We start from the raw sequence: 25,286 nt of genomic DNA on the forward strand, positions 1-25,286 counted from the left end.
CATGACGTGAAATCTCTGTCACATGCGTGAGCGACCGACGTCTTCAGGGCAGCACCACGACGGTGTCGCCGAGACGCGCCCACTGGTAGAGGGCTTCGGCCTGGTCGTCTCGCTGGCGCACGCATCCCGCCGACTGGTACGTGCCGAGCTGCTCCACGGTCTGCATCGGGGTGCCATTGGCGTAGCGCGGGATCGAATGGAAGCCGATGGGGAGCCGGTTGCCGTACTTGCTGTAGGTGAACCGGACCATGTGCTTCATCGTGATGCCGTTGTGTCCGGCGTAGGCGATCGGCGATTTCGAGTAGATCGAGTACGTGGCCGGATCGGGGACGTTGTCGCGCCCGGAGACGAGATAGCTGTTCGACACCCGACCGTCGGACTCGACCCACCAGACGCGTTGCGCGGTGTTGGAATAGACGATGCGGCGACCACTGCCGGAATTGGCCGGCAGCGGCTCGAACACCGGAGGTGGCGCCACTGGCGCTGCGGTTCCCGTGGCGGTGACGTACTCGGGGGATTCACTGAAGCCGAGCAGCAGTTTGGTTCGACTCAAACCGCCGTCGACCAGTCCGAGCCAGTACGCATAGCCCGCCTCGTCGGGCTCTCGGCCGAGCACGTTCGAGTAGATGACGTGCACGAAGGCGGCGTTGTCGAGATCGCCGTAGGTCGAGGTCCACTCGGGAGAGGCCATGAACTCGCGAGCGACGCTCGTGAGGGGTGTTCCCGCCACGTAGACATCGACCCAATAGTCGAACCCCGCCTGGTCGGGGGAGCGCCCAAAGACGGCGCCGTAGAGCCGTTCGACACTGCCCCGCACGCCGGGATCGTCAGCCGGATCGACCGGCTCGTCGCCCACGGGAGCGGCCGGTGCCTCGGGGCTGGTCGTGTCGGCTGCCGTCGTGTCGGGTGCCGTCGTGTCGGTCTGGGCACCAGCGGGCGTCACGGTGAGTGTGACGGCACACAGCAACGCCGCGAGCAGCGCGATTGGTCCTCCGAGTCTGCTTCTCCTACGCAACCGGCGTCCTTCCTTCACTGCGGCGCCCTGCCATCGTGAGGATGGCACATCGTTCGTCTTCGATGATGCCACCGGATGTGGCCGGGTCCGCGCATTCAGGCGAATGAGGCGAGTTAGCATCGTCGTTTCATGGCGATCCTTCCGGCGCGGTCACGCTTTCATTGGCAGACGACTCACCCGGGTCAGTTGGTCATCATCGGCTTCTCGGTGCTGATCGCCACCGGCACCCTGTTGTTGCGCCTTCCCTTCGCCCACGAGACGACCGCTCCCCAGGTCTCACTCTTCGATGCCTTCTTCACTTCGGTCTCGGCGACCACCGTCACGGGACTGGCCGTCGTCGACACCGGCGCCACGTTCTCCCGCTTCGGGGAGCTGGTCATCCTCACGATGATCCAGATCGGCGGCCTCGGGATCATGACGCTCGCCTCGCTGGCCACGGTCTTCCTCAGCCGTCGCCTCGGCATCAAGCGGGGACTGCTGGCCGGCACCGAGATCGGTCTCGGCGATTTCGGCGAACTCCGTCCGGTGATTCGTGCCATCTTTCGGTACACGCTGGCATTCGAGGGCCTGGCCGCCGCCACGCTCAGCATTCGCTTCATCCTCGAGGATGAACACACGATCGGCGGCTCGATCTACCTCGGGGTGTTCCACGCCATCTCGGCGTTCAACAACGCCGGCTTCTCGGTTCTCGGCGGTGGACTGGAGCGCTACGTCACCGACCCCTGGGTCAACGTGATCGTCTCGATCGCGATCATCTCCGGCGGCCTGGGTTTTCCCGTCGCCACGGAACTGTCACACCATTTCCGTCAGCCTCGTCAGTGGTCGCTCCACACCAAGGTGACCATCGTGGCGACCACGCTGCTGATCGTCGGGGGCACGGTGGCCATCCTCGCGATCGAGTGGACCAACCCCGCCACCATGGGCAACCTCTCGGTGCCGCAGAAGGTGCTCTCCAGCTTCTTCCAGTCGGTCACCACCCGCACCGCCGGCTTCAACACGGTGCCGATCGGAGCCCTTCGCGGCGGCTCGATCCTGCTGATGCTGCTCCTGATGATGATCGGGGCCAGCAGCGCCTCGACCGGTGGCGGTATCAAGACCTCGACCTTTGCCGTCGTCGTGTGGACCTCCATCGCCGAGTTCCGAGGTGACACCGAAGTCAACCTGTTCCATCGTCGGCTGTCGTCGTCGCTCCAGCGTCAAGCGCTGGCGCTCGTGATCGCCGCCCTCGGCACGGTCGGCACCGCCACCTTCCTGCTCTCGCTGTCACAGCCGAAATTGACCCTGCAGTCGTTGCTCTTCGAGGCGGCGTCGGCCTTCGGCACCGTCGGCCTTTCGACCGGCATCACCACCGAACTCAACACCTTCAGCCGGCTGCTGATCATGGCGCTCATGTTCATCGGCCGTGTCGGCCCTGTCACCTTCGGCACGGCCATTCTGTTCCGCAGCCGCCCCCACATGTTCCGCTACCCCGAGGAAAAGCTCCTCGTCGGCTGAGCGGTAGCCAGCCGCTCGGCCACCTCCCCCATCACGTCGCTCGAAGGAGCTCTCCGTGTCACGCAATCTCCGCCAGATCCTCACCGGGCAAGAGTCCGAACCCCAGACCCTGCTGGCATCCTCGGTGCTCGTCATCGGCCTCGGCCGCTTCGGTTCCTCGCTCGCCGAGACGCTCGTCGAGCTCGGCACCGAGGTGATGGCCATCGACCTCGACGCCACCCTCGTCCAGGAGTGGTCGACCCGTCTGACCCACGTGCGCGAGGCCGACGCCACCAACCCCAAAGTGCTCCGACAACTCGGTGCCACCGAGTTCGACGTTGCGGTGGTGGCCATCGGCACCGGCATCGAGGCGTCGATCCTCACGACGGCGGCGCTGGCCGATGTCGGGGTGAAGAACATCTGGGCGAAGGCGATTCGCGACGACCACGGCAGCATCCTCGAACGGGTCGGCGCCAACCACGTCATCTACCCGGAGAAGCAGATGGGCATTCGGGTCGCCCATGCGGTTTCGGGCCAGGTCATCGACTACTTCCAGCTCGACGAGGGCTTCGTACTCGCCGAGGTGCGGCCGCCTGCCGAGTTGATCGGCCTGTCGCTGCGCGACGCTCACATTCGCGAGAAGTACGGGGTCACGATCGTGTGCGTCAAACCCGAGGGGATGGGGTTCACCTACGCCACGCCGGAAACCGAGATCCAGGCCGGCGACATCTTGGTGATCGCGGGCGAGGTCGCCGAAACCGAGAAGTTCGCAGCTCTCCCCTAGCCCGCCATGGAGGGGATCGCCGGCCTGTTGGCCGTCACTTTGGCCGCCACGTTCGTGGTTGCGGCCGTGCTCAAGCTCCGCGACCGGCGAGGTACGACCGACGACTTCGCCTCGCTCGGCCTACCGAGACCGGCGACCCTCGCCGCCCTGGTGCCACTGGCCGAACTGGCGGTCGCACTGATGCTCGTCGTCGCCCCCGGGTGGGGAGCCGTCGCTGCGTTCGTGCTCCTGGCGGCCTTCACCACGGTGCTGATCGGGGTGATCCGGGCGGGTCGAGTGGTGTCCTGCGCGTGCTTCGGCGGCGGCAACTCCGAACCGGTCGACATCGGCCACGTGGTACGCAACGCCGTGTTGATGGTGTGGGCGCTACCGGTCCTCGGCGTCGATCGGATCGCTCGACCGAGTGGGACCGAGACCGTGGTGGGACTCGCTCTGATCATTGGGCCGGCAGCGGTGCTGGCATGGTGGCGAGCCCGGCGTCGGTCAGGATGAGAAGGGCTACCAGGTGACGTCGCCGCATCCGTCGTGGGTGTGCGGCTCCACCTGAAACGTGCCGTGGGCGATGCCGTACTGGCGCTGGAGGAGATCTCGGGCCTGATCGAGCACGCTGTGGGCGTCGCACCCGTCGCCGGTCATGAGGTGAGCCGAGGCGGCATCCATCTCGGAGGTGAGCGTCCACACGTGGAGATCGTGAACGTCGATCACGCCCTCGATCGCACCGAGATCGGCCGCAAGCGCAGCGAGGTCGACGTCGGCCGGGGCCGCCTGGAGCAGCACCCGCACCGACGAGCGTCCGAGCCGCCACGTACGGGGCAGGATCCACACGCCGATCAAGGCGGCGACGACCGGATCGATCCAGGTCCAACCGAACAGCTCGAGCAGCACCGCGGCGAGGATCACCCCGACGGATCCGACGGTGTCGGCCAGCACCTCGAGATAGGCACCCTCGACGTTCAGCGACTCCTTCGAACCTTCTCGCAGCAGCAGGAACGCCACGATGTTGGCGGCCAGGCCGAGGACGGCGACGATCATCATCGGCACCCCGAGCACCTCGGGCTCGCCGAACAGGCGGCGCACCGCCTCGATCAACACCCAGATCGCAACACCGAACAGCAGGAGTGCGTTGACGAAGGCAGCGAGGATCTCGAGCCGGTAGAGGCCGAAGGTGTGGGACGAGTCGTGGGCATCGCCACCGTGGCCGTTCGACTGGCCCTCGGCATGACGATCGGCATGGCGGGAAGCCAGTTGGATCGCGGCCAGCGCCATCCCGATACCGATGACATCGGTGAGCATGTGCCCGGCATCGGACAGCAACGCCAGCGAGTTGGTCATGATCCCGGCGACGGCCTCGACGACGAAGAAGGCCGCGATCACGCAGAAGGCGGCGGTGAGCCTGCCGCGATGGCGTTCGCCGGCCCGGGCCAGACCGGTGCCGTGATCGTGGTCATGACCCATCAGTCGGACTGGCCGTTGCGGTGCATGCCGACGACGGTACCAGGACCCTCCATCAATTCTCATTCATTCCCAATATTTGCCCAGTCGCCCTCCCCACTGCGTCGTGCCAAGATGCTGACCATGTCGAACCGCACCTGGGGCTTCCGAACACGAGCACTGCACGCCGGCGGCCAACCCGACGCGGCGACCGGCGCTCGGGCGGTGCCGATCTATCAGTCGACGAGCTTCGTGTTCGAAGACACCGCCGACGCCGCCGACCTGTTCGCGCTCCAGAAGTACGGCACGATCTACTCCCGCATCTCGAATCCGACGGTCGCCGCGTTCGAGGAACGCATCGCCTCGCTCGAGGGGGCGATCGGCGCGGTCGCAACATCGAGCGGTCAGGCGGCGGAGTTCATGGCGATCACCACGCTGGCCGGCGCCGGCGACCACATCGTCGCCGCCGCCAGCATCTACGGCGGCTCGTACACGCTGATGGCCACCACCCTCGCCCGGTTGGGCATCGAAACAACCTTCGTCCCCAACACCGAGCCCGAGTCGTTCGCCGCCGCCATCCGCCCCGAGACGAAGCTCATCTACACCGAGATCATCGGCAATCCGACCGGCGCCGTCGCCGACCTCGAAGCGCTGGCCGACGTCGCCCACGCCGCCAATCTGCCGCTCGTCGTCGATTCGACCTTCGCGACCCCGTACCTGTGCCGGCCGATGGAATGGGGCGCCGACATCGTCGTCCACTCGGCTACCAAGTTCCTCGGTGGGCACGGCACGAGCATTGGCGGCGTGGTCGCCGAGGCCGGCCGTTTCGACTGGGCGTCGGGCCGGTTCCCCCGCTTCACCGAACCCGTCCCCACCTACAACGGTCTGCAATGGGCCGGGAACTTCGGCGAGTACGCGTTCTGCACCGCGCTGCGGTCCGAGCAGTTGCGAGACGTCGGCGCGTGCCTGTCGCCGTTCAACGCGTTCATGCTGCTGCAGGGCATCGAGACCCTCCCCCACCGGATGGACGCCCACGTCGCCAACGCCCGCGAGGTGTCGTCATGGTTGGTCGACCACCCACTGGTCACATGGGTCAACCATGCCGACCTCCCCGACTCGCCCTACCGCTCGCTGGCGGCGAAGTACCTACCGAAGGGAGCCGGGGCCATCTTCACGTTCGGCGTCAAGGGCGGCCGCCGATCCGGGAGGCGCTTCATCGAGGCACTCGAACTGGTGAGCCACCTGGCCAACGTCGGCGACGCCCGCACGCTCGTCATCCACCCCGCCAGCACCACGCATCAGCAGATGACCGAGGAACAGCTGACCGCCGCCGGCGTCGGCCCCGACATGATCCGCCTGTCGGTCGGCCTCGAAGACCTCGATGACATCCTCTGGGACCTCGACCAGGCACTCGTCGCCTCACAGGTCGACTGACCCCGACTCCCTGCACCTCAAGCTCCGCCACCTGCACCCCATCACGAACGGACGCCCACCATGGCAACAGCACACACCGAAATCGAGGGTTGGAACCCTCCGTCGGCCCGCTCGATCAAGGAGCTTCTCGACCGCACTCGTTCCATTGCCATCGTCGGTGCGTCGGCCAACCCGTCACGAGCGTCCAACTTCGTGATCACCTACCTCAAGGGTTGCTCGTCGGACTTCGACCTCTACCCGGTCAACCCGACCACCGACGAGATCAACGGCTTGACCTGCTACCCATCGCTCGCCGACCTCCCGGTCGTGCCCGACATCGTCGACGTGTTCCGTGCCCCGGCCGACTGCCCGGGTGTCGCTCGCGAAGCGGTCGAGCTCGGGGCGAAGGCATTGTGGCTCCAGCTCGGGATCTGGAGCGAGGAGGCGGCGGCGATCGCCCTCGAGGGCGGACTCGACCTGGTCATGGACAAGTGCGTCAAGATCGAACACGCCCGATTCCACGGCGGGCTCCACCTGGCCGGCTTCGACACCGGCGTCATCTCCAGCCGCCGCGCCTGACCCAAGAACCCCAGCAACTTTGGCGAGTTGACACCTCTGAGCGGCATCAACTCTCCAAAGTTGCGGTGGGTTTTGGGAGGGGCAGCAGGGGCAGGGTCCGATCGAGCCTGATTCACGATTGACTGTCCGGATGCGCGCGCCTCTCGTTCGTACCAGTTTCGCCGTGATCGCTCTCACCTTTGGCCTGGGCGCCTGTGGCGATCCCGACGTCACCCGAGACGACCTGGTCACCATGCTCACCGAGCGAGGCGGCGAGAACCCGGGCGACATCACCGACGAGCAGGCGAACTGTGTCGCCGACGTCATCTTCGCCGACGGCGCCTACTCCCAAAGCCAACTGAACGAGGCGTCGCGCAACCCGTCGGAGGTCGAGGGCTTCCAGGACGACATCGACGCCGCCATTGCCGACTGCGGCATCGGCGGTTCTCGCTGAGCCCCGACTCCTCAGCAACGCGTGATCTGGGCCGATAGGCCCAGGTGAACGAGATCGACGAACGCGCCGTCCACCCCGACATCGCTGCCGACCAGCCCGCGGCCAACCACCGCTCTGCTGAAGCCGCCACCGGCGACAGCGAGGCGGCACTCGACGGTGCAGCCATGGCGATGTTCGAAGCCCGGCTGGCGGCGATGGGCCGGGCCGAGAAGGATCGGATCTCACGCCAGAACATGTGGCTCGCCCACCACTGGTACGACGACTACGCCGAACGGTGTGTCCACGTCGGAAGCCGATGGGTGTGCCGCCGATGCGCATCGCTCTACCCGCTGGGCATCCTCGTGGCCATCGTGTCGGCCATCGGCCTGGCGCCGTGGCCCGAGTCGATCGATCCGTGGCCGATCTGGCTGCTGTCGATTCCCGCCACCCTCGCCTATGTCGCCGAAGCCGTCGGGATCGTCCGGTACAACCCGAAGGTGCAGGTGGCGACGACGCTCCTCGCTGCCGTCGCCTTCGGCCGGGCACTGGGTTATGAGTTCGTGGAACGCTGGAGCCCGGAGTTCTGGGGACCGATCGCCGTGTTCGGCGGGATCTGGTTCATGGCGACGATGATCGCCGTCACCCGCCGCAAGTTCGAATAGGTCACCCGCCGGCGCCGTCGACGATGTCGACAACGGCCGCCCATCCCCGTGCCTCGGGAGGCTCGATCAGGTCGTCGGCCACCGCAACGGCACCCTCGGTTCCACCCCGCACGGCTACCGCCACACCACAGCGACGCAACATGTCGATGTCATTGTCGCCGTCCCCGACGGCCATGACTTCGCGGGGCTGGATCCCACGCGGCTCGCAGTAGGCCAGCACACCCGACCACTTCGTCACGCTGGGCGGGGCGACGACCAGGCCCCAACCGCCGTAGGTGCGTTCCGGGAACAGCATCAGTTCGGCGCCGTCGTTCGTCAGCTCGGTGGCGAGGCGTGCGAGATCCTCCCGCGGTCGACCAACAACGGAGAATCCGTAGACCGGCCCTGACGCCACTTCGAGATCGAGATCGCCGGTGCGAGCGATCGGCGCCAGGTAGTCGGCGTGGGCCCGACAGGTCGAAGGCATCGTTGGAAGGACCACGTCGACGTCGGACTCATCGACGTAGACACAGGGCTCGAATCCGTGGAGGCGAAATCGTTGGAGCACTTCGACCGCAGCGTCGGCGGCGAACGGTGCGTCGTGGAATCGCGTGCCGTTGCGGAGATCGACACCCATCGCACCATCGAGGACCACTGCGGCGAACGAGCGGCCGACCCGACCCATGTGGTGCTCGACGACACGCCGGCGCCGCGATGTCGCCACGATCACCTCGATGCCTCGGCGTTGGAGTTCGTCGACGGCGTTGAGGTGCGCTTCGGGAACGGTCAGGTCGTGGTCCCAGAACGTGCCGTCGAGGTCAGTCACCACCAGTCGGATCATCTCGCCAGGCTCACATATCTCACGCCCCGATGCGATCGATCACCTCGGCGATGGCGTCGATCGCGGGCGCACGGACGACATACGACGTGAAGCCCCACCGTTCGCGGTTGGCGACGAGTTGGTCGACCAGTTCCTCGATGGTTCCGATCAGGAGGTACGGGGAGTCGAGCACGACATCGGTCGGTGCGCCGATGCGGCTGGCAATGCTTGCTGCCTCGCGCTTGCGGTGATCGGTGACCGTGACGACCTGGACGAGCGCCTGGCGCACGGGAGGCGCTGCTCTCTCCGCACCGGCCTGCTCGACGATCCCTACGCTGTGGTCGATCTGGTCGGGTCGCCACTTCACCTCGTGTCGATGTCCGTCGGGCAGGGTCTTGCCGAGTCCGGAGAACGCTACGACGTCTGCGTTGGCGCCGGCGTAGCGGAGGAGTTCGGTGTTGTTGCCGCCGATCCACATCGGCACGCGGTCCTGTAGCGGCTGCGGCTGTTCGAGGTACGCATCGACGAGCGAGACGAACGCCGTGTTGGTGGTGACCCGTTCGCCGTCCAGCAGCGCCTGCACCGCTTCGGCCGTCTCGATGAGCTGTTGGATCCGGCCTCGGCCGTCGGGACGCACCATGCCTTGGGTGGACCACTCGCTCGGGCTGTGGCCGGCGCCGAGACCGAGGAAGGCTCGACCGTCGGACACGACGTCGAGGGTTGCCGTATCGACCGCCAGGTCGAGCGGGCGTCGCAGTCCGGCGTTGGCGACGTAGGGACCGAGCCGAAGTCGCTCGGTGACCGCTGCCGCCGCGGCCAGCACGGGGAATGGCGACGCAGAGGAGCCGGGATGATCGGCCACGGTGAGCGAGTCGAAGCCCAGCGCCTCGACTCGCTTCGCGGTCTCGAGCAGCTGTCGCTTGGACTCGAGACCGACCTGCACCCCGAAGGTGATGCCTGCCGTCGTCATGCCAGCACCTTACCGCAATCGATTGATTGCGCGTAATGTCGATCACCGTAGGCCCACTAGGTCTGGCCAGAAGCTCGATCTGGACGTGGCTACGTGACGTTGTTGGCGAGCCAGACGGCGGCGACGAGCACGAGCGCTTCGGCCACCTGTTCTGCTGCGCCCAGGAGGTCGCCGGTGACGCCGTGGATCTTGCGGAGTGCCCACCACCCGACGGCAGCGGCGCCGGCCACCGCCGGGATCAACACGACCGGTGCCCACAGGCCATAGGCCACCACGCTGGCAACCACACCGACCGACGCGCCGACGGCGGTGGGCAGCGGTCGGAGGTCGCGGGTGTAGTCGGCGCCGAGGCCGACGTTGCGGGCTGACGGGAAGGTGCCCATCAGCGCCACGGCGGCGGAGCGGCCCATGGTGTGGGCGACGACGAGGGCGACGGCGCCGTCGGTGGCATCGAGCGCCGCCAGTGCGCCGAACTTCCAGGCCGTGATCAACACGATGGCGAGGACGCCGAACGTGCCGTGCCGAGAGTCCTTGAGAATCCGCAGCCGGTCCTCGACCGTCCACCCGCCGGCGAGTGCATCGAAGCTGTCGGCGAGTCCGTCCTCGTGGAAGCCACCGGTCGCCAGGCCGGTGACGGTGAGCGCTGCGACAGCGGGAATCCACGGGCCGAGCTCGAGTTGGTGGGCCAGCCAGAACACCGCAGCACCGAGCGCTCCGACCACCAGGCCGACGACACCGAACCACGGGACCGAGGCGGTGAGCTGCTCGCCGTTCTCGGGGTGTCGTCCGCCGGGGAGCCGGGTGAGGAACGCCAGCGCCGTCCGCAACGCTGTCAAGGGAACCCGCTCACGACGGCTCGGTGACCTCGAGGTCGGCGAACGTGGCGACATTCGTGACCGCGGCCGCCGCCGACGTGACGACCGACAGCGCCACCAGCGCACCACTCGCCTCGCCGAGTCGGAGATCGAGATCGAGCAACGGTTGCTTGCCGAGCGCGGCGAGCAGCCGCCGGTGTCCAGGCTCCGCCGAACAGTGACCGGCGAGGGCGTGATCGAGCGCGCCGGGCGCGGCTCGTTCGATGGTTGCCATGGCCGAGGTGGCAATGAACCCGTCGAGCAGCACGGGAATCGAGCGCCGCCGAGCCTCGGTGGCGGCCCCCGCCATTGCGACGAGTTCGGTGCCGCCGAGGCAGCGCAGGACCTCGAGTGGGTCGGCGCTTCCGACGCGGGCCAATCCAGCGTCGACCACCGTTCGCTTGCGGGCCAGTCCATCGTCGTCGACACCGGTGCCGAGGCCGACCCAGTCAGCCGCCGTCCCGCCGAAGAGACCGGCAGCCACCGCCGCTGCCGCTGTGGTGTTGCCGATCCCGAGTTCGCCGATGATCAGCAGGTCGGTGTCGAGCCCGGCGATCGCCTCACGGCCGACATGCCACGACGCCGCGAAGCGCTCGGCATCCATGGCGTCGCCGATGGAGAAGTCCTCGGTCGGCTGGCCGACACCGACGTCGACGAAGTGCAGCGGTGCACCGTGTGCGGCGGCGAGTGCCGAACTCGTGGCGAGTCCGCCGGTGATGGCGCCGGCCATCGCGACGGTGACCTCGGCCGGATAGGCGCTCACCCCCTGGGCGGCCACACCATGGTCACCGCCGAAAATCACGACCGCCGCCTGCCGAACCAGCGGGTCGGGTCGGCGCTGCCAGCCACCCAACCAGATCGCCACCTCGTCGAGACGGGCGAAGGCACCAGCCGGGCGAAGCACACTCGAGGAACGCTCGGTGACGGCGGCGACCGCCGACTCATCAGGCCCGGGCACCGCAGCCATGGCCGCCTGGAGATGTTCGAGCGGCGTCATGACAGCACCTGCAGAGGATCGAGCGTTGGGAGAAGGCGGCCGGCGACGACGAGGTAGGTGGCCTCGACGCAGTCGGCGATGATCTGGTTCACGCGTCCGTGCACGTCACGAAAGGCGCGGCTGACCGGGTCGCCCGGCACGATTCCCAGACCCACCTCGTTGCTGATCACGATCGACCGTCCGGACCGGGCCGCCAGGAGCGCACTAACTCGCTCCGCCTCGGCCTCGATGTCCTCGGTGGGCGTGTCGTTGAGCATTCGATTGGAGATCCAGAGGGTGAGGCAATCCAGGAGGAGGGTGTCGCCGTCGGGCACTGCGGCGACACCGTCGGCGAGGTCGAGCGGGGCTTCGATGGTGGTCCAGGTCGCCGGGCGGTCGGCTCGGTGGCGACCAATGCGATCGGTCATCTCGTCGTCGAATGGTTCGGCGGTGACCACGATCGTGACCGGCTCACCGCTCGACTCGGCCACCGACTGACCGGTGCGGGACTTGCCCGAACGGGCACCGCCGATCAGCAGGATCGACCGTGGCATCAGTAATCGATGCCCTTCTTCGCCACGATCCCCTTGTCGAACGCATGCTTGATCTGGCGCATCTCGGTGACGGTGTCGGCGATGTCGACGATGGGCTGCACCATGTCGCGTCCCGTGAGGATCACGCTGGTCTTGGTCGGGCGGTTCGTGATGGTGTCGACCACATCGTCGAGATCGATCCAGTGCCACGTCAGGGCGTAGCTGATCTCGTCGAGCACCACCAGGCGATGGTCACCCGACGTGATGAGCCGCTTCGCCAACGACCACGCGCCCTTGGCGTGCGCCTGACTCTCGTCGAGGTCCTCGGAGTCCCACGTGAAGCCGTCGCCCTCGGCATGCCACTCGACGCCGAGGTCGCGCAGGATCTTCTCCTCGCCGGTGTTCCAGTCGCCACTCTTCAAGAACTGGACGACGGCGACCGGCCATCCCTGGGCGACCGCCCGGATGGCGGTGCCGAACGCCGCGGTCGACTTGCCCTTACCGTTGCCCGTGTTCACCAGCACGAGCGACGGAGCGACGACCATCGAGGACTTGTCGGGCGCTTCGCGGGGGATCTCGTCGGTCATGGCGTGTCACCTTTGGCTGGAACGGAGTGGCACGACGACGAAGGACCCGTCAGGGGCCGTCATCACCGTCACCGGGGTCTGGTAGTACGTGCTGAGCAGTTCCTCGGTCAACACGGCGTCCGGAGCACCGAACGCCGCCACACTGCCACAGCTCAGCAGGAGCAGCCGATCGGCGAAGCGACCGGCCGAGGTCAGGTCATGCATGGCCGAGATGACGGTCAGTCCGTCGTGGGCCCGCAGCTCGTCGACGAGTTCGAGTACCGCCACCTGATGCCCGATGTCGAGCGCGCTGGTCGGCTCGTCGAGCAGGAGTACGGGGCAGGCCGAGGCGATCGCACGAGCGAGCGACACTCGTTGGACCTCGCCTCCGGAGAGCGCTGTCACGTCGCGATCGACGAAACGCCCGAGTTCCAGGCGTTCCAACGCCTCGATGGCGGCGTCGCGATCGGCAGCCGACTCGCGACCCAACCAGCTCAGGTGCGCGGTGCGACCGAGCAGCACGTACTCCCCCACCGTCATACCGGGCGGGAGCACCGGTGACTGCGGAACGAAGGCAATGGTGCGAGCCCGGTCGACTCGCTGCTCGGCCCGACCACCGATCGACACCGAACCGGTGTGCTCGACAAGACCGACGAGCGCTCGGAGGAGGGTCGACTTGCCGGCGCCGTTCGGTCCGATCAGCCCCACCCACTCACCGGGAGCGGCATCGAAGCTGGCATCGATCAGGATCGGCGTGCGGCCGAGCGTGACCCCGACATTGCGCACCGAGACATCGAGCCCGACGGCGGCCGACGGCGCCCTCACAGGTTCACCCGCCGTTGCATACGGAGCACGAGTGCGAAGAACGGAGCGCCGACGAAGGAGGTGAGTACGCCGATCGGTAGTTCACCCGGGCTCACGACGGTACGGGCGCCGACATCGGCGAGCACCATGAAGGCGGCACCGAGGACGGCGGAGAGCGGCACCACGATGCGATAGCTCGATCCGAAGAGGAGGCGGACGACGTGGGGCACGACAACACCGATGAAGCCGATCAGTCCGCTGACCGCGACCGCGGCGGCGGTCAGCAACGAGGCGGCGATCACCACGATCAGCCGCACCCGGCCGGGCTGGACACCCAGGCTGCGAGCCTCGTCGTCGCCCAGCCGGAGCACGTCGAGGTGGCGGCGATGGACGAACAGCACGCCGCCGCACACCACCAGATACGGGGCGAGGAGTCCCGGTTCCTGCCAACCGGCGGTGGTGAGCCGACCGAAGATCCACGAATAGACGTCGCGGATCACGTCGGTCTGACGCTGCAGCACATAGGTCTGCACGGCCGTGAGGAATGAGGCGACGGCGACACCGGCAAGGAGCAGACCGGCTGGCGAGCGATCGGCACTCTGGCCGAGGAAGGCCGACAGCCCGACACCGAGGAGCGCGCCCACGAACGCGGCGACGGCCACCGAGTCGAACGGCCCCCAACCGACGGCAAGGTCGAAGGCGAAGACGAGCGTGGCGCCGAGTCCGGCACCGGCGGCGGCGCCGAGCAGGAAGGGGTCGGCGAGCGGGTTGCGGAACACCCCCTGATACCCAGCGCCGGCCATGGCGAGCGACGCCCCCACGCAACCACCGAGCACGACCCGAGAGAACCGCCACTGCCACAGGATCACCTGCTGGTTCTCGGTCAACCCCGACTCGGCCGAAACGAACGGCAGCTTGTCGACGAACTCGAGCACGACGGCCTTCGGACCGAGACCGGCCGGACCGACGAGCGTGCCCACCATGACGGCAGCGACGAGTACGAGCAACGAGATCGTCAGCGAACGCCCCGGGAGGCGGAACGCCCGGGCGACCGCAGCACGCGTCGCCACACCATCAGAGAGGGTGTGGTCGACGTGCGCTGTGGTCAGCCCGGCCATGGTCATGACCCTGCGGTGACCGGAACCTTCGCCAGCGCCGCGGCGATCGATTCGAGGAAGTCGGGCAGACGTGGACCCCAGCGAGAGGCAATGTCGGCGTCGACCACGACAACGCTTCCCGACTGCACCGCCGAGATGGCGTCCCAGCCCGGCCGGGCTGCCACGTCGTCGGGGGTGTAGGCGACCTGGTCAGTGATCACGATCAGCTGAGGATCGGCTTCGAGGATGTACTCCGGGTTCAGCTGCGGGTAGCCATAACCGTCGGCGTCGGCCTCGTCGGCGATGTTGGTCGTCTCGAACAGGGCGTAGAGCTGGCCGATGAATGCGTTCGAGCTGGCGCTGTAGAAGGTGTCGTCGAGCTCGTGGTAGATGCGGATCGGCTCGCCCTCGGCCGCCACGCCGGCGACGATCTCGTCGATCCGGGTCCGCATGTCGGCGACCACGGCCGCCGCTTCGTCTTCGTGGCCCGTGGCGACACCGAGATCGGCGATCTGGGCGTAGACGTCGTCGAGGGCAACGGCCGCCGGAAGGAACATGGCGTCGATACCGACGCTCTCGAGCCCGGTTGCGAGCTCGCCCGGATCGAAGGAGAAGACCACGAGGTCGGGCTCCTCGGCGGCGATCGCCTCGAGGTTGGGTTCGAAGCTCGACAGTTCGGTGGTCGGGGCCTCGGCCGGATAGTTGGAGTACGAGTCGGCGGCGATGACCTGGTCGCCGGCGCCGATGGCGAACAGCATCTCGGTGGCCGTGGCCGACAACGAGACGATTCGACTCGGATATTCGGTGGTATCGGCGGCTGCTGCTTCGTCTGCGACCGTCGTGGTCGTCTCGTCGGCAGCGTCCGTCGTCGTGGTGGTGGTCGTGGTCTCGTCGGTGGCTGCTGCATCGGTGTCGCTCGCCGAACTGCCGCACGATGCGGCGAGCAGCATGAGGGCGAGCACGACGAGCAGTCGGGCCGGGGATCGATGTGAAGATGACAACTCGGAAAGCCTCCTTTGCTCGGAGGGCTTCGAGGTCAGGAGCCACCCGGTGGTGACTCGCCGACTGGTCCTTCCTCCGAGGACACGGTTCGGAAACTCCCCACCGCAGGCGACCTGGCTGACCGATCGAAATCGGCATCACAGTTGCGGGACAGCGCCGGGATCTCACCGGACTTCGCTGCAATGAGAAGTGCTCGGCCCCGGCGACGTTGACCATCGCATGGTTCGGGCGTCAGCACTCTACGTGACCCGCCGGAGGATCACACGTTGGCTACCAGCAGGCGGTGTTCTGGGTGACGCCGTTGGGGCAGGTCGTGTTCTCGAACTTTGCCTTGTCCCACGACGACGGCACGCCCATGGCACCCTCCAGATCGAGTCCTCGCAGGTCGGCCTTGTCGAGGTTGACACCGGTGAGGTTGGCGTTGGTGCCCGAGGCGTCTCGAAGCTTCGCCTTGCTCAGATCGGCGCCGGACAGGTTCGCACCGGTCAGGTCGACACCTCGCAGGTCGGCATCGCCGAGGTCGGCGCCAGCCAGGTTCGCGCCGGTGAGGTCGGCCTCACGCAGGTCGGCGTCGGCGAGGTTGGCTCCGCCGAGGTTGGCGCCCGACAGATCGACGCTGCGGAGGTCGACGCCGGTCAGATCCAAACCTGACAGGTCGGCACCGGTGAGGTCGCAGTCGGCAGCGTTCTCGGGGTCAGCTTCGACGCAGGACCGACCAACCGTCGAGGCGGGCGGAGGTGGTGGAGCGGCGGCTGATCCCCCGTCGGCCGCCGCCGTTGGAGGGGGTGCTGCTGTCGATGTGGTCGTCGTCGGCCTGGTGGTCGTGGTCGTGGTCGGCCGGGATGTGGTGGGGGCAACGATCGTCGGTGCTGACGTCGTTGGGGCTGCGGTCACGGTGGTCGTCGCCGGCGACGTCGTCGGGGTGCTGGTGGTCGTCGTTGGCATGCCGGCGGTCGTGGGAGGAAGGGTGGTGGCGGTCACCTCGTCGATAACTGCCTGCACGGCGGCGTCGGCCCCGAGTTCCTTGCCCCGCAAGCTCTCCAGGCCATCCTCACGATTGTCGACCAGGAAGGCGAGGGCAGCGGGCTCCTCTCGCTGGAAGGTGGCGTCGATGGCGGGGCTGGCGACGGCTCCGGTGGTCATGGCGGCAGCGGCGAGGGTGGCCGACATGGCCGGTCCGGCGACCGGGGCGGTCAGGACGCCGACGAGTTGAGGGATCTGGGCGAGGAAGGTGAGCGGCCACATGGTGCGGCGGACCCGGCCGATCCCGATGTTGAGGAAGGCGCGCACCACGGTCGGGTCGAACTGGGTCCCGGCGCAGTTCGAGATCTCGGTACGGGCATCCACGGCCGAACTGGCGCCCTTGTAGGAGCGGATGGAGGTGATGACGTCGAACACGTCGGCCACCGACACGATGCGGGCGGCGAGGGAGATGTCCGTGCCGGCGAGCCCGAGGGGATAGCCCTTGCCGTCCCACCGTTCGTGATGCTGTCCGACCGCATCGGCCCAGGGGCCGAGCCAGTCGGCGAGCGGTGCGACCAGCTGCGCACCCCATTCGGGGTGCTTCTTGATGATGTCGAACTCCTCGTCGGTGAGCTTTCCCGGCTTGTTGAGGATCTCCTCGGGCACGTAGAGCTTGCCGACGTCGTGGAGCAGGCCGGCCCATCGGAGCTTCGATCGGTCGTCATCGGAGAGCTGGAGTTCCTCACCGATCAGCTCGGAGTACGCCCGCACGCGTTCGCTGTGACCACGAGTGAGCCGGTCGTGCGACGACAGTGCCGCGACGAGGACGAGCAGCGTTTCCGCCGCTTCCGATTCGGTGCTCCCGAGTCCTCGCTCCTTGACCTGGGCAACGGTTCTCTCGAGTTCCTTGGTCGACGAGGTTCGTAGAGCGAGCGAAAACCGATTTGGTGCTTCGTCGGGGAACACCAGGGTGAGGCGCAGTAGAAGGGTGAGTGGCAGGAGGAGGCGAGCCAACCGTTCGACGGCCGCCATGACCACGACCGACAGTAGGACCAGGGAGGCGAACCACACGGCCGTTGCGGCAATCCCTTGCGGCTCGGGCAGCACGGCGGCGGCACCGTAGGTGGCACCGACGGCCACGACCACCGGAGCCAGGGCAATCGACACCCGCAAGAGTCGGGCGAGGACCGGCCGGCCGGACCAGCGGCCGTCCCTGTCCGGGCGCGCCGACCTCCGCTTCGAGGGCGGCGCCACCGGCGCGGGTGGTGGAGAGGTCGTGATCGACATGAGACTGGTCCAGTCGAGGTATCGGCGCGCTCGCTCACTCGATTGAGTGAAATCCCGCTGTTTGGGCTGGTCCGCCTAGTCGCAAACCCGGTCTACGCTGGCCGCCGTGACGCCTCCCCGCCGACTCCTGCCCGAGGGTTCGTCGGCGGTGTCATGCACGATTCGCCTGGTCTCGCTTCCCACGGTCGATCAACTCGCTGCCGCACACGACCCCCGTCCCGCCGAGCGGCGCGAACTCACGATCGTCGAACTCGTCGACGCCGAGGGTCGGTCCGGATTCGGCGAATGCTCGGCGCTCACCCGTCCCGGCTACACGCACGAGTGGGCGCGTGGAGCATTCGACCTGCTCAAAGCGACGCAGGGGCGGCCGAGGGGTGGGGCACCGATGGCGATGGCCGGGGTCGAGATGGCGAGGTTGGACCTGGGGTTGCGAGTGGCCGGGCTTGCGTTGTCGCAGCACTTGCACACGGTGTTCAGCAACGGTGCGTCCGGCACCGCTGCCTCCAGCCCGCCGGGCTCTGTGCCTGCCGGGGTCGTGTTGCCGCTTGCCACGATCGACGACACCGTTGCGGCCGCCATCGCCTGGGCGGAGCAGGGTGTCAGGCGACTGAAGTTGAAGATCGAGCCGGGCCGAGTCACCGAACCGGTCACAGCGGTGCACGACGCCTGTCCCGGGGTCGAACTGCACGTCGATGCCAACGGATCCTGCATGGCCAGTGATCTAAACGAGCTCGCTGCGTTGGCCGAGTCGGGGGTCACGGCGATCGAGCAGCCGTTCGCTCCTGGCGACCGGAAGTCGAGTGCTCGTCTCGCCTCCTCGACCAGCGCCTTGGTGCTCGCCGACGAGGCCGCCATCGATCGGGCCACCATCATCGAACTGGTCGACGAGGCTGCCGCCACTGGCGTCGTGATCAAGCCCGGACGGCTCGGCGGGCTCGACCCCGCCATCGCCGTGCACGACTGGTGCCACGCCAACGGGGTCGGCGTCGCAGCCGGCGGGATGCTCGAAAGCGGTCTCGGGCGTTATGCGCTGGCTGCGCTGGCCTCGCTGCCGGGCTTCACGATCACGGGCGATCTCTCCCCCGCACGCCGTTGGCTGGCCGACGATCCGTTCGCCGACATCGAGATGGTCGACGGAGCGATCAGCGTGCCGACCACCGCGGGCGTGGCGCCCCCGCCCGACCGGGAACTACTCGATCGGTTCACCCTCGACCGCGCCACCTTCAACTGGAACGACAGCGACTGGATCGACAGCGACGGGAACGACCGGGAGTAGCTCGAGCGCTCGGGCGATCGCGGCGTCGTCCTCGAGGTGGACGGCGTGGCTACCGGGCTCGATCACCACCCGGGCGTTGGCCCCGATCGCTTCGGCCATGCGATGAGCGAGGGCGGTGAACTTCTCGTCGGTCGAACCGGCGACGAGCACGACCGGCATGGCCAGCTCTGCCAGGCGGTCCCACAGCGGATCCTGATTGCCGGTGCCGCAGGCCCGCAGGCTGGCGGCGAGTCCGGCCGGGCGATTCGTCTCACGCTCGGCCAAACGGCGAGACTCGGCGGGCAGCGTCGCAAAGAGCGGGTTGGCCAACCAGTCCTCGAGGAACGCACGAAGCGGACCCGTCTCGATGCGCTGCGCCAGCACCTCGTCGGCGGCCCGTCGCGTGGCCCGTTCCTCCTCGGTCGTCAGCCCGGCGGTCGCCCCGATGAGGACGAGGCCGTCGACGAGTTCGGGATGCTCGAGCGCCAGATGCAGCGCCATTCGGCCGCCCATCGAGTAGCCAACGTACGTCGCCCGGCCACCGACCTCGGCGAGGAGCTCGGCGGCCGTCCACAGGTCGGCGTCGTCGTGTGCCGATTCGCCGTGGCCGGGCGCATCGACCAGCACGACCTCATGCGAAGTCGCCAGCTGCTCGGGGATGGCGCCCCAACACCGCCGGTTCTGCGTGAAACCGTGGAGCAGCACGACGCGAGGGCCGTGCCCGATGATGGTCGTTGCAAGCGTCACGCTCTCAGGATGCCGACTCATGACCGGAAAGTGTGGTTCGCTGGGCGCCATGCAGGTGACCGACACCGCCACGTTCTGCGCCACCCTGGTCGACGAATGGGCCCACCAGGGTCTGACCGACGCCTTCGTCGCCCCCGGATCGCGCTCCACTCCCCTCGCGCTCGCGCTGGCGAGCGACGATCGATTCGACGTCCACATCCTCCACGACGAGCGATCAGCCTCGTTCGCCGGACTCGGTCACGGTCTCGCCACCGGCCGTCCCGCGGTGGTGTTGTGCAGCAGCGGTACCGCAGCCGCCCACTTCCACGCAGCAGTGATCGAGGCCGGACTGTCGTCGGTTCCGCTGATCGTGTGCACCGCCAACCGTCCACCCGAGCTGTGGGAAGTCGGTGCACCGCAGACCATCGACCAGACCAAGCTCTACGGCGGCGCGCCGCGCTGGTTCTTCCAGCCCGGCCCGCCCGACGCCGTCACCAGCAACACGTGGCGACCACTCGCTCGACGGTCGGTGGCCGAGGCGACGGGCTGGAGTGGTCGGCCTGGGCCGGTCCACCTCGACCTCAGCTTCCGCGACCCACTGGCCGGGCTTCCGGGCGACCTGCCAGAACGGGGCGCCGAGGTACCACCCGTCGCCGGTGTCCATGCGCCTGCAACCGTTGCGGTCGGAGCGCCCGCCGGACCCGACGCCGTCAGGGTCGCCGAGATGATCCGTGCCATCGATCCGGCAGTCGGCGGGGTGATCGTGGCCGGACGAGGTGCAGGCGACCCTGATCATGTACTGCGCCTCGGTGAGCGGCTCGGCTGGCCGGTCATCGCCGACCACCGGTCCGGCTGTCGAGTCGTCGGCCGGTCGGTCGCCCACACCGACACCATGCTGCGCAACCCAGCCTTCGCCAGAGCAATGCTCCCCGGCATGGTCCTGCGCCTGGGCGAGATGCTCACGAGCAGGATCACCGAGGAGTGGCTGGCTCGCTCCAGCGGCCCAACGATCGCCGCTACCACCGGCCGCTGGGTCGACCCGGCGCAGGTCGCTTCGCTCGTCATCGACAGCGGCGACCTCGCCGATCAGTTGTTGACACTCGATCTCGGCGAGCCGAGCGATCGGGCCTCGGCGTGGTTGACCGCCGATGCCACCGCAGCGGCTGCCATCACGGCCACCCTGTCCGCCACCGACGGGATCACCGAGCCCGACGTTGCCCGGGCGTCACTCGCCTCGCTGGTCGGCCTCAACCAGCTCGGCCCGAGCCCGGCGCTGGTGGTGTCGGCATCGATGCCGGTGAGGGACGTCGAGTGGTACGGCCAACCGGCGCCAGGCGTGCGCGTCCTCGCCAACCGCGGCGCCAACGGGATCGACGGGGTGATCGCCACCGCCATCGGCGTAGCGCTCACCGGGGCGCCGACGATCTGCCTCATCGGCGACGTGGCCTTCCTCCATGACGCCACCTCGCTCACCGCGCTCGCACGCCGTCGGTGCGACCTCACGATCATGGTGGTCGACAACGACGGCGGCGGCATCTTCTCGTTCCTGCCACAGCGATCCCTGCTCGACGCCGCCCGGTTCGAACAGCTCTTCGGGACGCCCCACGGCACCGACGTGCTGGCGTTGGCGCGGGCGCACGGCCTCGACACCGTCGACCTCGACACCGTCAACCCCAACGTGCTCACGCCGCACGGCGTCCGAGTCCTCCGGGTTCGCACCGACCGAGCAGCGAACACCGACCTTCACGGCAAGCTCAACGCCGCCGTGACCGCTGCTCTGGACTGATCACCCCACCACCCACCCCACCCACCGTTCTCGAGACGCAGAGCGACAGATCTGACGCTCTGCGACTCCGATTCGCCGCGAGACGTCGCTCTGGCACTCAGGTTCCGACGGTCGGTGTTGCCGCCGCCGTGGCTGCCGCTACGGTCGCCGGATGATTCGAGCAAAGTTCGGGCTGGTCACAGCCCTGGTGTCACTGTCCATCACACTCGGCGCAACGGCGGCGTCGGCCCTCCCGACGAACGGCTATGTCGCCAATGCGACCACGTTGGCCGACATCGTCTCCGCCGTTGACTACCAGCAGTCCGATGCCGACACCCTCCGCCTGTATCAGGCATTTCTGAACCGCGAGCCCGATGTTCCCGGCGCCAAGTACTGGATCTCGCAGACTCGGGCCGGTTCGACGCTCGACGATCTCGCCTACGGCTTCGCCCAGTCCGACGAGTTCATCGCGAGCTACGGGACCCTCAGCAACGAGGACTTCCTCACCCTGCTCTACGACAACATGCTCGGACGCACCCCTGACGCCGAGGGCTTCGAGTACTGGCTGGGGCAGATGAACGGCGGGTTGGCGCAACACCTCGTGGTGCGCTGGGTCGTCGCCAACGACGAGTTCATCGTGAACTACCCGTTCGCCGAACAAGCTCCCACCAATCCGGGTGACGCCGTCGACTGCGGCGACTTCGCGACCCAGGCCGAGGCCCAAGCCTGGTTCGATCATCACTTCCCTCAGCACGGCGATATCGCCAATCTCGACGGGAACGACGACGGTCAGGCCTGCGAGTCGCTGCCGTAGGCCCGGCCCCGACCGATGCGGATCGGCCCCTTCGCGGTGGAGGAGTCGACCACTCGTCCTCGTTGGGTGATGATCACCTGCTCGCTCGCCACCAGGCGTCGAGCCGCCGATCGGGCTCGCTCCATCAGCGAACGCCACCCGTCTGGGTCGACAGCTCGGGCGGCCTCGGACGGGCAGATCGTCGAATCAGCGGCCCGACGCCCCAGCAACTCGACGATAGACCGCTCGAGTTGACGGTCGACATCGCCGAGCCGTTGCCGCCGGCACTTCTCGCCGCAGTAGCGGACCTCATCCCACGAGCGCTCCCACTTCTTGCGCCACTCGATCGTGCGCCCGCACACGGCACACGTCTTGGGTTCGGGACGACGAATCGGCACCGACCCAGTCTGATGCGGCGAGGCGGCTGCGGGCTAACCGTCGACGCCGGCCTCGGCGAGGTGCTCGGCGTAGTCATCGAAGCCGACGAACGATCCCAGCACTTCGTTGCCGAGACCGAGGACCACGGTTTGGGGTTAGGCCTCGAGGCCGAGCAGCGGGCTGCCCGACTCGGGAGCGAGACGAGTGAAGGGCCACTCGTCGCCTGAAGGCCACGGATCAGCTGGCCCGTCGGGCCCCTCCGTTGCGGCAATCGAGTAGACCGCAACGTCGTCGCCCAACGTTTCGAGCTCCGGAAGGGCGTCGAGCGCCGCGACATGGAAGTTCTCGCTGCTGGTGAACTCGGCCGGGAAGACGGCGACACGTGGACGAGGGACTTGACGGTTCCGGGGCGCTCACCCATCACCTCGGCGACGGCATCGGTGAACGTCAGGTCGTCGATCGTTCGGCCCACAGGGAGAACATCTGTGGCACCTGATGACGGAGCTCGCCCGGGAGGTAGAACTGCGTGCCCTCGAGCACGGCGGAGGGACCGATCGGCCAGTCCAGCCCGGCGTGTTCCTCGAGCCTGGTGACGCTCAAACCGGCGCCGACGAGCGCGTTGATGATGTCGGCGAAGGAGTGGAACCACTCGTGATGGCGAGTGTTGAGGATCTGTGAGTGGTCGCCGTCGGTATAGGTCAGCGCTTGGTCGAAGGTGAACGGCTCGCCGGAGGCCCGAAGCGTCCGGTAGTGCGGCGCAATGACGCCGTCGATCTCCTCGAAGGTCCACAGCGACGGGTGCATGTCCCGGAGGTAGAAGCGCCCGCCGGGGTCGAGGAGCCCGGCGATGGCCGCCGCCCACCGATCGAGATCGGCCACCCAGTTGATGACGCCGACACTGGTGTAGACCAGATCGACCGTGCGACCGATGGCGGTGCTGGCGTCGTACACATTGGCGACGACGAACTCGGCCTCGACGCCAGCTGCCGCGGCCAACGCCCGTGCCGACTCGATCGCCACCTCGGAGAAGTCGAGCCCGATCACCCGAGCACCGAGGCGAGCCAGTGACACCGTGTCGGTGCCGATGTGGCATTGGAGGTGGGCGACGTCGAGCCCGGCGAGATCGCCGATACGAGTGGCATCGAAGCGGACGACGTCGCTGAGATGTTCGGGATCGGTGGCAAACCGATCGACGCCGTAGTCCTGCGAGGCAGCGTGGACACGGGCCCGGTCGCTCCAGTTGGCGAGGTTGTCCCGCTGCCGATCGTCCAGCTCCATCAGCGTGGTCTCCTGCGCAGCGTGGTCACTCGGTGTCGGACCCGCCACCCGTCAGGTGTCTTGACCACGTCGTCGTAGTACGAAGCGGTACCGGTGAGGCCCTTTGGCTGGAGGGCGACGATGCGGAAGGCGAGCTTGACCCCGTCGTCGGTCTCGTCGACGTAGATGTTGGTCATCATGTGCGTTCGGGGATGCCGGGCATCCTCGTCCATGAACCGCTTGATCTCCTCGATGCCCACGAGAAGCGGCACGCCCAGGTCGGTCAGGTCGAAGACGGCGTCGTCGGTGAAGATGCGGTGCAAGGCCTCCCAGTCGCGATCGTCGATCGCGTCGCCATAGCGCCCGGGCAGCTCGTGCAGTTCCAGCCGGTCGTCGGTCGTGAGCATGTACCGAGTCTTCCAGAGCTACGGGCTTGGTGGAGGCATCACGTACCCTGTCGCTCCATGACCGAGAGCGCACCGAACGCCGTATCCGAGATCTTCGACCCCGAGCTGTGGGACGAGGTGCCGGGCTTCGAGTTCACCGACATCACCTACCACCGGGCCAAGCACGTCCCGGCCGTCCGCGTCGCCTTCGACCGGCCGGACATCCGCAATGCGTTCCGGCCGCACACCGTCGACGAGCTTTACCGGGCGCTCGACCACGCCCGCATGTCGTCCGATGTCGGTTGTGTGCTCCTCACCGGCAACGGTCCGTCGTCGAAGGACGGCGGTTGGGCCTTCTGCTCCGGTGGCGACCAGCGGATCCGGGGCAAGGACGGCTACAAGTACCAGGCCGAAGGTGAGACCAGCGAGACGGCCGAAGCCATCGATCCGGGTCGTGCCGGTCGTCTGCACATCCTCGAAGTCCAGCGGCTCATCCGCATGATGCCGAAGGTGGTCATCTGCGTGGTGCCAGGATGGGCGGCGGGCGGCGGCCACAGCCTGCATGTCGTCTGCGACCTCACGATCGCGAGCCGCCAGCACGCTCGCTTCAAGCAGACCGACACCGACGTCGCCAGCTTCGACGGCGGCTTTGGATCGGCGCTCCTCGCTCGTCAGGTCGGCCAGAAGTTCGCTCGTGAGATCTTCTTCCTCGGCAAGACCTATACCGCCGACGAAGCTCACGCCCAGGGCGTGGTGAACGCGGTCGTCGATCACGCCGAGCTCGAGACGTTTGCTCTGGAGTGGGCGGCCGAGGTCTGCCGCAAGTCGCCGACCGCCCAGCGCATGGCAAAGTACGCGCTCAACATGGTCGACGACGGCATGGTCGGCCAGCAGGTCTTCGCCGGCGAAGCCACCCGACTCGCCTATATGACCGACGAGGCCCAAGAGGGCCGCGACGCCTTCCTCGAGAAGCGTGACCCCAACTGGAGCGCCTTCCCCTACTACTTCTGACCCGACCACCCCCGACCCAAGTTTCTGTGCGTCAAACTCCCCGCGTTCCCCGTTCTGTGCGTCAGAGTTCCCGCAGCCGGAAAGTTTGACGCACA

At 67.6% G+C, this 25,286-nt stretch carries 27 protein-coding genes and 1 riboswitch; of the genes, 11 read left to right on the forward strand and 16 right to left on the reverse strand.

Annotated features, from left to right (window positions below; translation table 11 throughout):
* Positions 1-43 precede the first annotated feature (43 nt).
* A complete protein-coding gene (locus tag R2733_03895) occupies positions 44-1,063 on the reverse strand; it encodes a DUF4214 domain-containing protein (protein ID MEZ5375629.1) in 1,020 nt (339 codons plus the stop codon).
* 81 nt (positions 1,064-1,144) lie between these two features.
* On the opposite strand from R2733_03895, the gene R2733_03900 reads away from it, so the two are divergent.
* From R2733_03900 to R2733_03910, 3 genes are read left to right on the forward strand one after another with little or no spacing between them, the layout of a single operon-like run.
* On the forward strand, positions 1,145-2,509 hold the full coding sequence (locus tag R2733_03900) for a potassium transporter TrkG (protein MEZ5375630.1): 1,365 nt from the start codon (positions 1,145-1,147) through the stop codon (positions 2,507-2,509).
* Between the two features lie 55 nt (positions 2,510-2,564).
* Positions 2,565-3,272 carry a TrkA family potassium uptake protein gene (locus tag R2733_03905; GenBank protein MEZ5375631.1) on the forward strand — a complete coding sequence of 236 codons (708 nt, stop codon included), beginning with the start codon at positions 2,565-2,567 and terminating at the stop codon, positions 3,270-3,272.
* Between the two features lie 6 nt (positions 3,273-3,278).
* Entirely contained in the window at positions 3,279-3,764 is a 486-nt protein-coding gene (locus R2733_03910; protein ID MEZ5375632.1) for a MauE/DoxX family redox-associated membrane protein, read from the forward strand.
* A gap of 6 nt (positions 3,765-3,770) precedes the next feature.
* On the opposite strand, the gene R2733_03915 is transcribed toward R2733_03910, so the two are convergent.
* Complete coding sequence (locus tag R2733_03915; protein ID MEZ5375633.1) at positions 3,771-4,727, reverse strand: cation diffusion facilitator family transporter; 957 nt, start codon at positions 4,725-4,727, stop codon at positions 3,771-3,773.
* A 120-nt stretch (positions 4,728-4,847) separates the two neighbouring features.
* Between R2733_03915 and R2733_03920 the strand changes: the two genes are divergently transcribed.
* The 4 genes from R2733_03920 (at position 4,848) to R2733_03935 (ending at position 7,769) form a co-directional block, all read left to right on the forward strand.
* Positions 4,848-6,137 carry an O-acetylhomoserine aminocarboxypropyltransferase/cysteine synthase family protein gene (locus tag R2733_03920; protein ID MEZ5375634.1) on the forward strand — a complete coding sequence of 430 codons (1,290 nt, stop codon included), beginning with the start codon at positions 4,848-4,850 and terminating at the stop codon, positions 6,135-6,137.
* Positions 6,138-6,197: 60 nt separating this feature from the next.
* Positions 6,198-6,695: a CoA-binding protein gene (locus tag R2733_03925; GenBank protein MEZ5375635.1), complete on the forward strand. Its 498-nt coding sequence runs from the start codon at positions 6,198-6,200 to the stop codon at positions 6,693-6,695.
* A gap of 130 nt (positions 6,696-6,825) precedes the next feature.
* Positions 6,826-7,128: a hypothetical protein gene (locus R2733_03930; GenBank protein MEZ5375636.1), complete on the forward strand. Its 303-nt coding sequence runs from the start codon at positions 6,826-6,828 to the stop codon at positions 7,126-7,128.
* Positions 7,129-7,172: 44 nt separating this feature from the next.
* The gene (locus R2733_03935) at positions 7,173-7,769 is read left to right on the forward strand and encodes a hypothetical protein (GenBank protein ID MEZ5375637.1); all 597 of its coding nucleotides are present in this window, start codon (positions 7,173-7,175) and stop codon (positions 7,767-7,769) included.
* Position 7,770: 1 nt separating this feature from the next.
* Here the strand turns inward: R2733_03935 and R2733_03940 are convergent, their stop codons facing one another.
* From R2733_03940 to R2733_03985, 10 genes are all read right to left on the reverse strand, one after another.
* Positions 7,771-8,589 carry an HAD family hydrolase gene (locus tag R2733_03940; protein MEZ5375638.1) on the reverse strand — a complete coding sequence of 273 codons (819 nt, stop codon included), beginning with the start codon at positions 8,587-8,589 and terminating at the stop codon, positions 7,771-7,773.
* Positions 8,590-8,608: 19 nt separating this feature from the next.
* A complete protein-coding gene (locus tag R2733_03945) occupies positions 8,609-9,538 on the reverse strand; it encodes a TIGR03621 family F420-dependent LLM class oxidoreductase (GenBank protein ID MEZ5375639.1) in 930 nt (309 codons plus the stop codon).
* 89 nt (positions 9,539-9,627) lie between these two features.
* Positions 9,628-10,374 carry an adenosylcobinamide-GDP ribazoletransferase gene (locus R2733_03950; GenBank protein MEZ5375640.1) on the reverse strand — a complete coding sequence of 249 codons (747 nt, stop codon included), beginning with the start codon at positions 10,372-10,374 and terminating at the stop codon, positions 9,628-9,630.
* A gap of 10 nt (positions 10,375-10,384) precedes the next feature.
* Complete coding sequence (locus tag R2733_03955) at positions 10,385-11,389, reverse strand: nicotinate-nucleotide--dimethylbenzimidazole phosphoribosyltransferase (protein MEZ5375641.1); 1,005 nt, start codon at positions 11,387-11,389, stop codon at positions 10,385-10,387.
* Positions 11,386-11,922: a bifunctional adenosylcobinamide kinase/adenosylcobinamide-phosphate guanylyltransferase gene (gene cobU / locus R2733_03960; protein MEZ5375642.1), complete on the reverse strand. Its 537-nt coding sequence runs from the start codon at positions 11,920-11,922 to the stop codon at positions 11,386-11,388. The genes R2733_03955 and cobU overlap by 4 nt, the downstream gene beginning before the upstream one ends.
* Positions 11,922-12,488, reverse strand: coding sequence for a cob(I)yrinic acid a,c-diamide adenosyltransferase (gene cobO, locus R2733_03965; GenBank protein MEZ5375643.1), 567 nt, complete (start codon positions 12,486-12,488; stop codon positions 11,922-11,924). The genes cobU and cobO overlap by 1 nt, the downstream gene beginning before the upstream one ends.
* Positions 12,489-12,494: 6 nt before the next feature.
* Positions 12,495-13,292, reverse strand: coding sequence for an ABC transporter ATP-binding protein (locus R2733_03970; GenBank protein MEZ5375644.1), 798 nt, complete (start codon positions 13,290-13,292; stop codon positions 12,495-12,497).
* Positions 13,289-14,389 (reverse strand): iron ABC transporter permease, encoded by a 1,101-nt coding sequence (locus R2733_03975; protein ID MEZ5375645.1) that lies wholly within the window; start codon positions 14,387-14,389, stop codon positions 13,289-13,291. The genes R2733_03970 and R2733_03975 overlap by 4 nt, the downstream gene beginning before the upstream one ends.
* Before the next feature lie 2 nt (positions 14,390-14,391).
* Entirely contained in the window at positions 14,392-15,369 is a 978-nt protein-coding gene (locus R2733_03980) for an ABC transporter substrate-binding protein (protein MEZ5375646.1), read from the reverse strand.
* 86 nt (positions 15,370-15,455) lie between these two features.
* Positions 15,456-15,596: riboswitch (cobalamin riboswitch) on the reverse strand.
* Positions 15,597-15,640: 44 nt separating this feature from the next.
* Entirely contained in the window at positions 15,641-17,500 is a 1,860-nt protein-coding gene (locus R2733_03985) for a pentapeptide repeat-containing protein (protein MEZ5375647.1), read from the reverse strand.
* A 226-nt stretch (positions 17,501-17,726) separates the two neighbouring features.
* Here R2733_03985 and R2733_03990 point away from each other — a divergent pair, with 226 nt between their 5' ends.
* Positions 17,727-18,896 (forward strand): enolase C-terminal domain-like protein, encoded by a 1,170-nt coding sequence (locus tag R2733_03990; protein MEZ5375648.1) that lies wholly within the window; start codon positions 17,727-17,729, stop codon positions 18,894-18,896.
* Here the strand turns inward: R2733_03990 and R2733_03995 are convergent.
* Positions 18,810-19,622 (reverse strand): alpha/beta fold hydrolase, encoded by an 813-nt coding sequence (locus R2733_03995; protein MEZ5375649.1) that lies wholly within the window; start codon positions 19,620-19,622, stop codon positions 18,810-18,812. The genes R2733_03990 and R2733_03995 overlap by 87 nt on opposite strands.
* A 19-nt stretch (positions 19,623-19,641) precedes the next feature.
* Here R2733_03995 and menD point away from each other — a divergent pair, with 19 nt between their 5' ends.
* On the forward strand, positions 19,642-21,387 hold the full coding sequence (menD, locus tag R2733_04000; protein MEZ5375650.1) for a 2-succinyl-5-enolpyruvyl-6-hydroxy-3-cyclohexene-1-carboxylic-acid synthase: 1,746 nt from the start codon (positions 19,642-19,644) through the stop codon (positions 21,385-21,387).
* Positions 21,388-21,538: 151 nt separating this feature from the next.
* Positions 21,539-22,180 carry a DUF4214 domain-containing protein gene (locus R2733_04005; protein MEZ5375651.1) on the forward strand — a complete coding sequence of 214 codons (642 nt, stop codon included), beginning with the start codon at positions 21,539-21,541 and terminating at the stop codon, positions 22,178-22,180.
* Here the strand turns inward: R2733_04005 and R2733_04010 are convergent.
* The 3 genes from R2733_04010 to R2733_04020 all read right to left on the reverse strand — a co-directional run bounded on the left by R2733_04010 (position 22,156) and on the right by R2733_04020 (position 24,201).
* Positions 22,156-22,557 carry a DUF2256 and DUF3253 domain-containing protein gene (locus tag R2733_04010; GenBank protein MEZ5375652.1) on the reverse strand — a complete coding sequence of 134 codons (402 nt, stop codon included), beginning with the start codon at positions 22,555-22,557 and terminating at the stop codon, positions 22,156-22,158. The genes R2733_04005 and R2733_04010 overlap by 25 nt on opposite strands.
* Positions 22,558-22,984: 427 nt before the next feature.
* On the reverse strand, positions 22,985-23,815 hold the full coding sequence (locus R2733_04015; protein ID MEZ5375653.1) for a class I SAM-dependent methyltransferase: 831 nt from the start codon (positions 23,813-23,815) through the stop codon (positions 22,985-22,987).
* On the reverse strand, positions 23,815-24,201 hold the full coding sequence (locus R2733_04020) for a nuclear transport factor 2 family protein (protein MEZ5375654.1): 387 nt from the start codon (positions 24,199-24,201) through the stop codon (positions 23,815-23,817). Before R2733_04020 ends, R2733_04015 begins: the two co-directional genes overlap by 1 nt.
* A gap of 57 nt (positions 24,202-24,258) precedes the next feature.
* On the opposite strand from R2733_04020, the gene R2733_04025 reads away from it, so the two are divergent.
* Positions 24,259-25,191 (forward strand): 1,4-dihydroxy-2-naphthoyl-CoA synthase, encoded by a 933-nt coding sequence (locus R2733_04025; protein MEZ5375655.1) that lies wholly within the window; start codon positions 24,259-24,261, stop codon positions 25,189-25,191.
* Positions 25,192-25,286 lie beyond the last annotated feature (95 nt).

Source organism: Acidimicrobiales bacterium (genome assembly GCA_041394265.1).
Classification (GTDB): Bacteria; Actinomycetota; Acidimicrobiia; order Acidimicrobiales; family SZUA-35; genus JBBQUN01.

Coding starts and splice junctions, on each gene's coding strand:
- R2733_03910 (MEZ5375632.1), top strand. CDS start 3,279: ATGGAGGGGATCGCCGGCCTGTTGGCCGTCACTTTGGCCGCCACGTTC.
- R2733_03975 (MEZ5375645.1), bottom strand. CDS start 14,389: ATGGCCGGGCTGACCACAGCGCACGTCGACCACACCCTCTCTGATGGT.
- R2733_03900 (MEZ5375630.1), top strand. CDS start 1,145: ATGGCGATCCTTCCGGCGCGGTCACGCTTTCATTGGCAGACGACTCAC.
- R2733_04015 (MEZ5375653.1), bottom strand. CDS start 23,815: ATGGAGCTGGACGATCGGCAGCGGGACAACCTCGCCAACTGGAGCGAC.
- R2733_03920 (MEZ5375634.1), top strand. CDS start 4,848: ATGTCGAACCGCACCTGGGGCTTCCGAACACGAGCACTGCACGCCGGC.
- cobU (MEZ5375642.1), bottom strand. CDS start 11,922: ATGCCACGGTCGATCCTGCTGATCGGCGGTGCCCGTTCGGGCAAGTCC.
- R2733_03945 (MEZ5375639.1), bottom strand. CDS start 9,538: ATGACGACGGCAGGCATCACCTTCGGGGTGCAGGTCGGTCTCGAGTCC.
- R2733_03940 (MEZ5375638.1), bottom strand. CDS start 8,589: ATGATCCGACTGGTGGTGACTGACCTCGACGGCACGTTCTGGGACCAC.
- R2733_04005 (MEZ5375651.1), top strand. CDS start 21,539: ATGATTCGAGCAAAGTTCGGGCTGGTCACAGCCCTGGTGTCACTGTCC.
- R2733_03955 (MEZ5375641.1), bottom strand. CDS start 11,389: ATGACGCCGCTCGAACATCTCCAGGCGGCCATGGCTGCGGTGCCCGGG.
- R2733_03915 (MEZ5375633.1), bottom strand. CDS start 4,727: ATGGGTCATGACCACGATCACGGCACCGGTCTGGCCCGGGCCGGCGAA.
- R2733_03925 (MEZ5375635.1), top strand. CDS start 6,198: ATGGCAACAGCACACACCGAAATCGAGGGTTGGAACCCTCCGTCGGCC.
- cobO (MEZ5375643.1), bottom strand. CDS start 12,488: ATGACCGACGAGATCCCCCGCGAAGCGCCCGACAAGTCCTCGATGGTC.
- R2733_04025 (MEZ5375655.1), top strand. CDS start 24,259: ATGACCGAGAGCGCACCGAACGCCGTATCCGAGATCTTCGACCCCGAG.
- R2733_04020 (MEZ5375654.1), bottom strand. CDS start 24,201: ATGCTCACGACCGACGACCGGCTGGAACTGCACGAGCTGCCCGGGCGC.
- R2733_03930 (MEZ5375636.1), top strand. CDS start 6,826: ATGCGCGCGCCTCTCGTTCGTACCAGTTTCGCCGTGATCGCTCTCACC.
- menD (MEZ5375650.1), top strand. CDS start 19,642: ATGACCGGAAAGTGTGGTTCGCTGGGCGCCATGCAGGTGACCGACACC.